General features: G+C 62.4%; 11 protein-coding genes. 2 read left to right on the top strand and 9 right to left on the bottom strand.

Going from position 1 to position 11,383, the window contains the following annotated elements; genetic code table 11:
• Positions 1–118: 118 nt before the first annotated feature.
• The 4 genes from A2Z13_06020 to A2Z13_06005 are packed head-to-tail and all read right to left on the bottom strand — an operon-like array spanning position 119 to position 5,399.
• Positions 119–1,630 carry a hypothetical protein gene (locus tag A2Z13_06020; GenBank protein ID OGP76046.1) on the bottom strand — a complete coding sequence of 504 codons (1,512 nt, stop codon included), beginning with the start codon at positions 1,628–1,630 and terminating at the stop codon, positions 119–121.
• The gene (locus tag A2Z13_06015) at positions 1,605–2,576 is read right to left on the bottom strand and encodes a phosphate starvation-inducible protein PhoH (protein ID OGP76045.1); all 972 of its coding nucleotides are present in this window, start codon (positions 2,574–2,576) and stop codon (positions 1,605–1,607) included. Before A2Z13_06015 ends, A2Z13_06020 begins: the two co-directional genes overlap by 26 nt.
• Positions 2,577–2,601: 25 nt before the next feature.
• Positions 2,602–3,486 carry a hypothetical protein gene (locus A2Z13_06010; GenBank protein ID OGP76044.1) on the bottom strand — a complete coding sequence of 295 codons (885 nt, stop codon included), beginning with the start codon at positions 3,484–3,486 and terminating at the stop codon, positions 2,602–2,604.
• Positions 3,487–3,488: 2 nt separating this feature from the next.
• The gene (locus A2Z13_06005; protein OGP76043.1) at positions 3,489–5,399 is read right to left on the bottom strand and encodes a hypothetical protein; all 1,911 of its coding nucleotides are present in this window, start codon (positions 5,397–5,399) and stop codon (positions 3,489–3,491) included.
• Between the two features lie 24 nt (positions 5,400–5,423).
• Here A2Z13_06005 and A2Z13_06000 point away from each other — a divergent pair, with 24 nt between their 5' ends.
• Positions 5,424–6,212 carry a nucleoside triphosphate pyrophosphohydrolase gene (locus A2Z13_06000; GenBank protein ID OGP76097.1) on the top strand — a complete coding sequence of 263 codons (789 nt, stop codon included), beginning with the start codon at positions 5,424–5,426 and terminating at the stop codon, positions 6,210–6,212.
• Positions 6,213–6,314: 102 nt separating this feature from the next.
• Here A2Z13_06000 and A2Z13_05995 read toward each other — a convergent pair whose 3' ends face one another.
• Complete coding sequence (locus tag A2Z13_05995; GenBank protein OGP76042.1) at positions 6,315–6,503, bottom strand: hypothetical protein; 189 nt, start codon at positions 6,501–6,503, stop codon at positions 6,315–6,317.
• Between the two features lie 66 nt (positions 6,504–6,569).
• Between A2Z13_05995 and A2Z13_05990 the strand changes: the two genes are divergently transcribed.
• On the top strand, positions 6,570–6,836 hold the full coding sequence (locus tag A2Z13_05990) for a 30S ribosomal protein S20 (protein ID OGP76041.1): 267 nt from the start codon (positions 6,570–6,572) through the stop codon (positions 6,834–6,836).
• A gap of 90 nt (positions 6,837–6,926) precedes the next feature.
• On the opposite strand, the gene A2Z13_05985 is transcribed toward A2Z13_05990, so the two are convergent.
• The 4 genes from A2Z13_05985 to A2Z13_05970 are packed head-to-tail and all read right to left on the bottom strand — an operon-like array spanning position 6,927 to position 11,375.
• Complete coding sequence (locus tag A2Z13_05985; protein OGP76040.1) at positions 6,927–7,853, bottom strand: hypothetical protein; 927 nt, start codon at positions 7,851–7,853, stop codon at positions 6,927–6,929.
• On the bottom strand, positions 7,850–8,383 hold the full coding sequence (locus A2Z13_05980) for a hypothetical protein (GenBank protein ID OGP76039.1): 534 nt from the start codon (positions 8,381–8,383) through the stop codon (positions 7,850–7,852). Before A2Z13_05980 ends, A2Z13_05985 begins: the two co-directional genes overlap by 4 nt.
• Entirely contained in the window at positions 8,383–10,965 is a 2,583-nt protein-coding gene (locus A2Z13_05975; protein OGP76038.1) for a leucine--tRNA ligase, read from the bottom strand. The genes A2Z13_05980 and A2Z13_05975 overlap by 1 nt, the downstream gene beginning before the upstream one ends.
• Positions 10,962–11,375, bottom strand: a complete 414-nt coding sequence (locus tag A2Z13_05970) for a transcription antitermination factor NusB (protein OGP76037.1) — start codon at positions 11,373–11,375, stop codon at positions 10,962–10,964. The genes A2Z13_05975 and A2Z13_05970 overlap by 4 nt, the downstream gene beginning before the upstream one ends.
• Positions 11,376–11,383: the final 8 nt, after the last annotated feature.

The following is an 11,383-nucleotide window of genomic DNA, read 5'->3' as shown; positions in this document are numbered from 1 at the left end:
GGGGGCGACCTGCGCCAGCGCCTTCCGAACCAGCGCCTGCAACCGGTCCCTCCGAAACGGGACCGGGCGGAGGTGCTGCAGAATGCTGATGCGCTGGAGGTGCCGTCGGGCGGTCACGTCACGGGACCTGGCCCAGGGGGCCTCTCCCGCTCTCGGGATAATCGACCCGGGCGTGCACCACCGCCGACAGGACCCTGATGAAGGCCTGCTCGACCGCGTGGAGGTCGCGCAACGTCATGTCGCATTCATTCAGCTGTCCATCCAGGTAGGCGCGGTTCACGATCCGGGTGACCGACTCCTCGAGACCGCCCTGGGTGGGATTCTTCAGGCTCCGGGCGGCCGCCTCGGCCGTGTCCGCCAGCATGATGATCGCCGCCTCCCGAGTCCTTGGCCGCGGTCCCGGGTACCGAAAGGTCTCCTCCGAGGCCCGCCTCTCCTGAATGAGGGACTGGGCCTTTTCGAGAAAACAATACAGGAGGCTGGTCCCGTGGTGCTGGGCGATGATTTCCGCAACCCGGTCGCCGAGACGGTATTCCTGTGCCAGCTTCAGTCCTTCCTTGACGTGGGAGAGGATGACGACGCGGCTCATTCCGGGGGAAAGGATATCGTGGACATTCACCGTTCCCGCCTGGTTCTCCGAGAAGTATTGCGGCTTGCCGACCTTCCCCACGTCGTGGAAGAGCGAGGCGACCCGGCACAGCAGAGGGTTTGCATGGATGGCGGCGGCGCCCGCCTCGGCCAGCGTGCCGACCACGACGCTGTGGTGGAAGGTTCCCGGCGCCTCCAGCATCAGGCGCTGCAACAGCGGGTGGCCGGTGCTGGCCAGCTCCATCAGCCGGATGTCGCTCGCATAGCCGAACACATATTCCGCCAGCGGCAAGAGCGCCAGTGCAATCGGACCCGCAACAAGGCCGTTGATCGCCGCCAGAAGACCGGCCCACCAGATCCCATCCGCGCCCTGAAACGCCAGCTCGAGCGCGATGGCGCCTAACGCGCAGATGGGGGCCGTGGTGACGCCCGCGAGAAGCATCCGGTACCGGTCCTGGACCCGCCCCGAACGCGATGCAGCCGCCGTCCCCGAAAGAAGCAGGAACAGGAGCGCGGGCCATCTTCCGGAGGCCGCCGCGGCCGAAAGCACCGATGCGGCGACGGTGAAGAGAATCGCGACTTCCGAATTCAGGAGAACGCGGACGATCATGGCGAACGCAGGGAGAGGAATCAGGTAAACGTAGAGGCGTGCGGGCACCGCACGGTTCCACGACGGCACCTCCGGAAGCACCTCCACAACCCCCTTCGCCAGGAAAAACAGGATGAACGAGAGGGTGCAAAGGAAGAGAAAATCCCTCGCGGCAAGGCGAACCTTGCGCACCTCGCGCCCGGCGAAACGGAACCATTCCACGAGGAACAGCGCAACGGCAAGCGTCAGCGCGACCGCCCCGACGAAGGGAAAGTAGCCTCCCAGATGCCCCGCTGCACGGGGAAGAAGCTCCTCCCCCCACAGGTAGAACAGGACCGCGAAGACGGCGGCGGAGAGGAGGCCGATGGAGGCCTCCCGGAAGGAACGACCCTTCTGTCCCTCCGCGGTTTCCGGCCCGCGGGGTTCCCTATCCGCGTTTTTCGTAACGTTCATACGCCTTGATGATCTCCTGGACGATCGGATGGCGCACCACGTCGATCTCGGTGAAGTAGCTGAACCGGATCCCCTCCACCCCGTCAAGAATCGACAGCGCCTCGTTCAGGCCCGACACGCGGCCCGACGGCAGGTCGGTCTGCGTAATGTCTCCCGTGATCACTGCCTTGGACCCAAACCCGATCCGTGTAAGGAACATCTTCATCTGCTCCGAGGTCGTGTTCTGCGCCTCGTCGAGGATGACGAACGAATCGTTCAGCGTCCGGCCCCGCATGAAAGCGAGGGGGGCCACCTCGATCGTGCCCCGCTCCATCAGCTTCGCGGCCTGCTCGTACTCCAGCATCGTGTAGAGCGCGTCGTGCAGCGGCCGCAGGTACGGGTTGACCTTCTCTGCCATGTCCCCCGGCAGAAATCCCAGTTTCTCGCCGGCCTCTACCGCCGGCCTGGCGAGGATGATCCTCTTTACCTCCTTTCGGAGGAGGAAGCCCACGGCCATCGCCATCGCGAGGAATGTCTTGCCCGTCCCCGCCGGTCCGACGCCAAAGACGATGTCGTAGTCCCGCATGGCGTCGAGGTACCGTTTCTGTGCGACGCTCTTGGGCGTGATGATCTTGTTCCGAGAGGACTTGAAGACCACGTCCTGGAACACCGTAAAGACGTCGGCGTTCCTGTCGGAGCAGACGATCCGCACCGCCGCGATCACGTCGTTCGACGTGATCGGAATCCCCTTGCGCAGCACCCGGTAAAGTCCCCCGAGGACCTTGACCGCCAGCTCCACCTGCAGAGGGTCTCCCGCCACGGTCGCCTCGTTCCCTTTCGGGTGAACCGACACTCCGAGCGCCCGCTCCACGATCTTCAGCTGGTCGTCGTGACTTCCGAACAGCTCCGACAGCACGGAAGAATCGTCGAACCGGATCACCTCTTCCCGTTTTTCCACCGCTTCCATCCCGCCTCCCCGGAACCTCCTCCTTTTAGAAGAATCGGACCCAAACCGCGAATGCGTTCGTCGCGGCAGGGGACAACAGGAGCGTGTAAGCCCAAATAGCGGTCACGGCGGCTGCGACCAACCAGGTCGCCGCCCGCAGATATCCGACCTTCCTGCGCCGAACGAAATCCTCCCTGATACCACGCTCCGGGTCCTCGGGCCGCTCCTCCGCCACGGAAATCTCCACGAAGCCGCGGTCGACCAGAAGCCACAACGCCTTGACCCCTTCGAACCAGGTCATGCAGGCCTTGCGGAAAATTCGCTGCGGCTCCGTCGAGAACTCCGTCGCCTTCCAGACCTTTCGTTCCTCGGCGGACAGGGCGGTGGGGTCGACCCTCTCGCCGCGCGTGCGGGCGATGCGGAAGTCGCCCGGAGGGAACTTTTCCCGGTAAATGGGATATTCGTCGAGGAACTGCATTCCCTCCATCAACAGCACGTCGGCACGGACCGGATCCTTCATCCAGGAGGGCGGCCGGACGGCGAATCCCTCAAACCGGTATTCCCCTTCCTGGAGTCTCAAGGTCTCGAAAAGGCTTTCCTTGATCTGCAAGGCAAGATAACGGGCGAGCGTCTCCGCCGAGATCACCCTTTTCTCCACGAGGAACTCCCCGAGCTTCTTCCCTCCCTTTTCCTGGCCTGCCAGGATCCGGCGCAACTCCTCCCCGGTGAGGAGTCCCGCATCCACCAGCATGGCGCCGAGCATCCCCGCCGGGTCGCGCCGGTCGGGACGGACATCCACGATCAAGCCTTCCGCGAAAAGGAATATCGTCTCCCGATCTTCGCCGCAAATATTGAGCGAGCCGCTTTTCCCTTGGCTGGCGATAAGCTGGAAGATGTCGGGGATGCTGAAGTCGGAAATCTTTCCCTGCATGCCTATATCCGTTCTCCCGCAATGTTATAGGCACGCTGCAGCATGGAGAAGGACCGCATCCCCCATGCCGCACCTGCCGCCCAAAGCAATCCCGCCAGAAACGTCGCCCAGATGGCCATCGTCGCCTGCAGTTCGGAAACGAGCGGATCCCCCGCGCGCGCTCCGCCCAGGGACGCCGTGACGGCCCCGAGGGCTATTGAAAGCACCACCCCGTAGACCAGGGCTCGGACCTCTTTCCCTGCCCATAACGCCCCCGACCCGGGCACCAGCAGGGAGGTGACTTTTACATACCAACGGTGCATCACGATGCCCTGCACCCGGCGATTTCTCTCCGCTCCCGCACGGATCCCTCCCCCGATCTTGACCCGGCACGGGGTACAGATGTCAGAAGATTCCCTGCTGCGCACGACCAGCGCGTGGCTCCCGCAGGCCCGGCAGGTGCCGTGGACCCAAAGCTTTCTCGATAAAAGTTTCCAGGCTCCCGAGGACAGCCAGACAACGGCGAGGAACAGGAGGGCGGCCCGGGGCGAAAGGGGGTGGAAAAACAGGCCGAAGTAATCACTCTCTCCCGCCGACCGGACCCACTCCCCGCGGAACTGGAAGATCGCCTTCCAGATCCCGCCCACGGGAAGGGCGGTTGCGATCCATTCCTCCTGCTCCATATCGAAAGGGCGGAACAGGAACGGCGTCATCTTCTGGACCCGTTCCCAGGCCTCCGGCTGGATCTTCCTCGCCCGCTCCAGGTTGAACTCCTGCAGGTGGACCTGGTAGGCGTTCCAGAGGGCCGGCCCATCGTGCGGACGCTTCGAAACCGCCGCCTCGAAATCCGACAGGGCCTCGTCCATCTTCCCCTGCTGCGCCCGGACAATTCCCCGGTTGTTCAGGACCGCGGGAAGATCCCTCCCCTCCTCGGCCAGCGACGTCCACAGCCTTTCCGCAGCGGCGGCATGCCCGGCCTGCATCTCCGTCCGTGCCTTCTCGAATCGCACCATCCAGGAAAGCGTACCGGCGAAGAGGAGGCCTTGTGCTTCCTCCGCTTCCTTATGGCGCACGACGGCAAGGCTGCCCTCTCCCCCCAGCCATCCCCCGCGTCCGCCGTCTCCCCCGAACATCCTCAGGGAGTGGAGGATCCCGCCACCCAGCAACAGTGCACCAAGGATCAGGATTCCCGCTGACAGGATGACAAGTTCGCCCCGGCGGAGATATCCCGCCGACAACATGAGCCAGATGCAGGCCGCAACCGCAAGGCCGAAGCCCGCCAGGAGGGGCACGACAAAAACGAGGACGGTCAGGACGGGAGCGAGATATTCACGGAAAGGAACTCGGAGGAACCGCAGAAAATCCGATTCCAGCGACGGCCGCGCCCGGAGGAAAAGAGAGATGGAACCCCAGACGACGAACCAGCAGCCCGCGGCGGAAAAGAACGAGATCAGCCATGCCGAGTACCCGATCAATGCCGGGGCGAACCGCTCCAGCGAACCCGACAAACCGTTTAGATCCTGAGTGAGTTCAGGCAGACTGAGGTGGAGAAGGTCCTCCTTTACCAGCCACACCCACATCGGAACCGAAAAGGGGGCAACCTCCCGCACCGCCCGCATGAGAGGACCCAGGTCTTTTTTCCACCCCTCCAGGACGGCCCGCTCGAAAAGGAGTTCGGGAACAGCGTTCATGGACAGGATCCCCAGACCATGCATCCGGATCCGAAGCAGCCGCACCTCCTTCGCCAGGGCCGTTTCCTTCCCCGGCCCCGCGAGGGCCACTACCCGTTCCGCCTGCGTCCGCACGGCGTCCGGATATCCGGGAAACAGGCCCCCGGCGTCGGCCGCCCGTGGAAACACCAGCGGAACCAACAGGAAAAACGCAAGTGCCGCCGAGGGGCCAAAGCAGCAACGAATGAGAATCCGCCGGCTCATCAACCTTACATGTTATCATTCTTCATGGGAAAAACCGCCATGGACGATTTTCGCAAGCTGGTCGGCATCATGGCCCGTCTCCGGGCCGAAGGCGGATGCGAATGGGATCGGGCCCAGACCCATGCCTCCCTCCGCCAGTATCTGCTCGAGGAAACGCACGAAGTCCTCGACGCCATCACCCGGAAGGACCCCTCTTTCCTGTGCGAGGAACTTGGCGACCTGCTGATCCAGATCCTTTTCCATGCCCAGATCGCCAAGGAGAACGGACACTTCGAAATTTCCGACGTCATCTCCTCGATTTCGGAGAAGATGGTTCGAAGGCACCCGCACGTATTCTCCAGTGCAACGGCCGACTCCCCGGAGGCCGTCTCCCTGCAATGGGATCACATCAAACGAAACATCGAAAAAAGAAACCCCTCCTCGTTGATCGGCGGAGTCCCGAAAAAGTTCCCCTCCCTTCTCAGGGCATCCAAGCTCACCAAGAAGGCGGCGCGCGTGGGGTTCGACTGGGAGAACACAGAACAGGTGCTGGCGAAGGTCGAAGAGGAGATGAGGGAGCTAACCGAGGCCGTGTCGCGGGGCACCCCCGAAGAGAAGGAGCACGAACTGGGAGATGTCCTCTTCGCGCTGGTGAATCTGGCCCGATTCCTCAATATCAACCCCGAGGTAGCCCTGATGACCGCCAACGAGCGCTTCGTACGCCGATTTCAGGCTATGGAAAAAATCGCAGCGGAATCGGGGAGTTCTATCGAAGAGTCCGATCTCGCTACGCTCGACCACTTCTGGGAAAGAGCGAAGAAGACCACCCCGTAAGATTCCTCCCTTTCTCCACACCCGCTGTGGAAAGGCTGTGGAAGTCCTTGTGGATATCTTCCCCCCCTCGCGTAGTTTTTACAGGTTATACATTTTGCCCTTTTATTGTGCAACTTTCCCGCAGCCGGAGGTTCCGCACCTCGAACCGCTCGTATTCTCCCACCCCACCGAGACCAGCCGCCCGCCGGAAATTACGACGCTCGCCCATCCGAAGGGCAGGGAAACCGGAAGAGGAAAGGTAACGGATGTGGTTTCCACGCTTTCCGCTTCCAATCGTTTTCCCTTTGACATGTGAATTCCTCCCGTATAACATTTTATATTCGTGTAAATACTAAGAATCCTGCAGGGAGGAGTCCGTTGGGCAAGTCGAAGTCAGCCGCAAAAAGGCACAAGCAGAGCCTGAAGAAAAGGATAAGGAACCGGCACATCCGTTCGACGGTGAAGACGGCCGTCAAAGAAGTCCGCGCGGTCGTGGCAGAGGGTGCCGCCGCCCATGCCGTGGAAACGCTCTCGAAAGCGGTATCGATCATCGCACGGGCCGGATCCAAAGGCGTGCTGCACAAGAAGACGGTCGCCCGGAAAGTGGCCCGCCTCTCCAAGGCCGTCCACAAGGCCGCGAAGTAGCCGTCAAAAACAGGGACGGTCCTGTCATCCTCTTTCGTCCCGTCAACCTCGGTTGTTTAACTGCGATCCATTTGTGGTCCTGCCAGGTCCCTATCCAGGACCGTCCCTGAGGAGCTTCAACAACTGGATTTCGAACAGTTGCTCGGGGGAGAGCCTGCTCTCTCCTTTCATTCCCCTGTCGATCCTGGAGAGCGCCGCGAGGATCTCTCCTCCCCGGTGCGGGGCCAGTGCCGTCCCCTTGTCCGCGAGCCGCCTCCGGACGAACCACGCGATCGCGCCCACCAGTCCGTGGTAATCGGCAGCCTCCGCCCCGGCGGCGAATCGCCGGAACAGGGTCAGGCATCCTTTTTTATCCCTGTGCACCAGCTTCTCGGCGAGACGGAAAGGATCCACCGCGCCGCCCGAGATGCAGACCGCCCGGATCTCCTCCTCCCCGATCTCTCGAAGTCCGGCTGAATAAGAAAGCAATTTCCCCAGCTCCTCCTTTACGCGCGCGAAGTCCATCCCCACCCACCGTACCAGGAAAGCCGCGGCGTCCTCGGAGAGCTCTTTCCCGGTTTCCCGCATCCTCGACACGGCCGCCCGCGCCAATGTGGAAACCACCTGCTCCTCCCTGGGAGCGGTGGACCGAACGCCGGGGATGGCTGAAAACGACCTCGCCGTTGCCTTGTCCGAACAGGGAAGAACGAGGATCACGGACGGATCGGGTGCGCCCAGGTAGCCGAGGAGCACATCCCGGGGTCCTTTCTTCAGATCCCCGAGGTCGGGAAGAATGAACATGCGGAAACGAAAGAAGAAGGACGGTGTGCGGAAAACGGCGTCCATGGATTCCCGCTCGATGTCCGCGGGTGTCCACCGGATGAGCTCCGCCGTGATCCCTTCCGCCCGGAACCTGTCCAGCCAGAGCTCCGCGACGAGATCGGCAAGCCCTCCCCCTTCTCCGGAAAGGAGATAGGCCGGCGCAGGGGAATGGGAGAACCAGGGCTGAAACAGCGGAGGGACGGGGAACGGTTTCACAGGACGACCCGTACGGTCTGGCCGATCCTTCGTGCCATCCTTCGGCACACCTCTTCGATCGCCGCCCGGCGGTTCGATTCCGCGTACTGGAAATCCGCCTCGGCGAAATAGGAGGCCGATTCGGTCATTCCCTCTTCCTTCCATAGGAGACGGCCCTGGACGACTTCCGCGACCCGCACGTCGACGAACAGCGTCAGCCGGTGTTCAAGAGCGAAGAGGTCCGTGCCGTGGGAAACGACTTCCTCGCGGATCTCCTTGACGGTTCCCTCGATCAGGGTATCCGCCCCGATCCGCTCGAAGACGCCACGGAAACCCATGCGCCGGAACTCCTCCCGCAGCCGCGCCGCGAGAAAAACTCCCGCATCCGGGACAACGGAGGCGTTGGCGAAGGGCCGAAGGTCCACGCGGAGGGAGGGATCGGCGAACCGCGACCCGGGTTCCGACTGGAAACGATAGCCGCAGGACGCAAGGACCACGAACAGGAGACAAGCCGCAATCCGCTTTCCCGAGCGAGGATCAAAAGAGTCCATCACGATACGACGATGCTCACGAGCTTCTTGGGGACAACGACCAATTTTTTCAGGATTTTCCCCTTCGTATATTCCCTGACACGCGGATCGGCAAGCGCCATCGACCGGATTTCCTCCTCGGTCGCATCGGCGTTTGCCGTAATCCTCGAGCGAAGCTTCCCGTTGACCTGCACGACGACCAGGATCTCTTCGGCGCGGGCCATTTCCTCCTCCGCTTTCGGCCAGGCCTGCCGACAGACCATGCCTGTACAGCCGATCTTCTCCCAAAGCTCCTCCGAAACGTGCGGCGCGAAAGGGGAAAGCATGAGGAGCAGGATCTCCACCGCCTCGCGAAGCGCAGGGGCGGTTTCCGGGGATTCCCAAGCGGATTCCTCGACGAGATAGAGGAAATTCACCATCTCCATGATGGCGGAAATGGCCGTGTTGAAGTGATGCCGATCCTCGATGTCTCCGGTCACCTTCTTCAGCGTGCGATGGGTAATCTGCCGGATCCTCCTTGCCGCTTCGCCGGGTCTTCCGGAAACTCGGCCGGCGGCGCAGATCGCTTTCCCCTTCTGCGCGATCAAGCGGTATACCCTGCCAAGGAACCGGAAAGCTCCTTCCACCCCCTGCTCGCTCCAGTCGAGATCCTTCTCCGGAGGTGCCGCGAAGAGGGAGAAAAGCCGTGCCGTGTCGGCGCCGTACCGCTCGACGAGCGTGGACGGCTCGACGACGTTGCGCTTGGACTTCGACATCTTCATCGAACGCCCCACATCGACCTTCTCGCCGCACTGCCGGCAACGCCCTTCGGCGTCGACTTCTTCGGGATAGCGCCACCCGTGCTTGGGGCACTCCAGCGTCGCCATGCACACCATCCCCTGGGAGAGGAGCCGCAGGAACGGCTCGTTCCCCGGGGCAAGGCCGCGGTCGCGAAGATATTTATGGAAGAACCGGGCGTAGATCAGGTGCATGCACGCATGCTCGACGCCGCCGATGTATTGGTCGACCGGCATCCACGCCCGAATTTTTCCCCGGTCGAGCGGTTCCCTGTCGTTCCGAGGATCGATGTACCGCAGGAAATACCAGCTCGACTCGAAGAACGTGTCGAAGGTGTCGGTTTCCCTACGCGCCTTCGCCCCACAGGAGGGACAGGATACGGAGGCCCATTCCTCGGCTGCCGCTAATGGATTCCCTTTCTCCCGGGTATAGGGAAGGTCTTCGGGAAGCACCACGGGGAGGTCCTTTTCCGGGACGGGCACGACGCCGCACTTCCCGCAATGGATCACAGGGATCGGGCATCCCCAGTAGCGCTGGCGGCTGATCCCCCAGTCGCGGAGGCGGTACCGAACCTTCCCGTGGCCGATCCCCTCCCTCTCGAAATACCGGGTGATCTCGCGTTTTCCCGCTTCGCTCTCCCGCCCCGTGAAAGGACCCGAATTCACCATCCGGCCTGTTCCCTCGTACGCGCAGGTCATCGACCCGGCGGAAATCGCATCCTCCGCTTCCGGCTGGATGACCACCACAACGGGAAGGTCGTACTTTTTCGCAAACTCGAAATCCCGCTGGTCGTGCGCGGGGACCGCCATCACCGCGCCTGTTCCGTACTCGTACAGGACGAAGTTCGCGGCGAAGATGGGAATCTTCCCGCCGGTCAGCGGATTGACGCAATATCCGCCGGTGAAGATCCCCTCCTTTTCCATCTCCCCGCTCGAACGGACCAGCTTGTCCTGCACCGCTACGCGGTCGACGAACTCGCGAACCTCCTTTTCGCGGCCCGATTCCTTCGCGAATTCCATCACCAGGGGGTGCTCCGGGGCCATGCTCATGAAGGTGGCGCCGTAGACCGTGTCCGGCCGGGTCGTGAACACCTTGATCTTGCCGCCGCCATCGGCCAGCGGGAAGTCGATCTCCGCCCCTTCGCTGCGCCCGATCCAGTTCCGCTGCATCTCCAGGATGTTTTCCGGCCACCCCCCCCGCAGCTCCTCGTGGCCGGAGAGAAGCTCGTCCGCGTACTTCGTGATGCCGAGGAACCACTGCTCCAGCTCGCGTTGGGAGACGCGCGTCTGGTCGTGAATGAAGCACGTCCCGTCCCGGTTGACCTGTTCGTTGGCAAGGACGGTCTGGCACTCCTCGCACCAGTTGAGTTGAGCCCTCTTCCGGTAGGCGAGTCCGTCCCGGATCATCCACAGGAAGAAGAGCTGTTCCCAGCGGTAATACTCCGGGGAGCAGGTGGCGAACTCACGGTCCCAGTCGTAGGAGATCCCCAGCTCTTTTAGCTGCAGGCGCATGAAGCCGATGTTTTCGTAGGTCCACTTGGCGGGGTGCGTTCCGTGACGGTGGGCGGCGTTCTCCGCCGGAAGACCGAAGGCGTCCCATCCGATGGGGTGAAGGACCTGGTACCCCCGCATCCGCTTGAACCGCGCGAGCAGATCCCCGATCGTGTACACGCGCACGTGTCCCATGTGAATGCGACCCGACGGATAAGGGAACATCTCCATGCAGTAGAACTTGGGGGCGGTGATCTCGTCCGGGCAGCGGGAGACCGCGGCCGCATCCCACCGCATCTGCCACTTGGCTTCGATCGCCTGCGGTTGATACTTCATGATATTTCCTTCTTTTTCAGCGAGATCTCAGCTATTTTATCAAGTATTCCATTAATGAAAGCACCGGATTCCTCCGAGCCGTACCTCTTTCCCAGGTCCACCGCCTCGTTGATCGCCACCACGTAAGGAACGTCGGTGGAGTGACAGATCTCGTAGGCGCCCAGGCGAAGGATGTTCCGGTCGACCAGGGCCATCCGCTCCAGTCGCCAGTGTTCGGCGGCCTGCCGGATGAAACCGTCGACCTCCTCCCGGTGTTCCCAGACACCCCGCACCGCATCGCCGTAGTACTCCGGATCGGAGGGCGGCTCGGACGTCAATGCAAAAAGGGGGATGGCCTCGTCAGGGCCAACCCCCAGGACATCCATCATGAAAAGCGTTTGAAAGACCTTTTCCCTCGATTCCCGGCGCACTTCTTCTT

This window comes from Deltaproteobacteria bacterium RBG_16_64_85 (genome assembly GCA_001798885.1).
Taxonomy (GTDB): domain Bacteria; phylum Desulfobacterota; class Deferrimicrobia; order Deferrimicrobiales; family Deferrimicrobiaceae; genus FEB-35.
The sequence above is the reverse complement of the archived record's forward strand: the minus strand, read 5'-3'. Positions and strand labels throughout refer to the sequence as shown.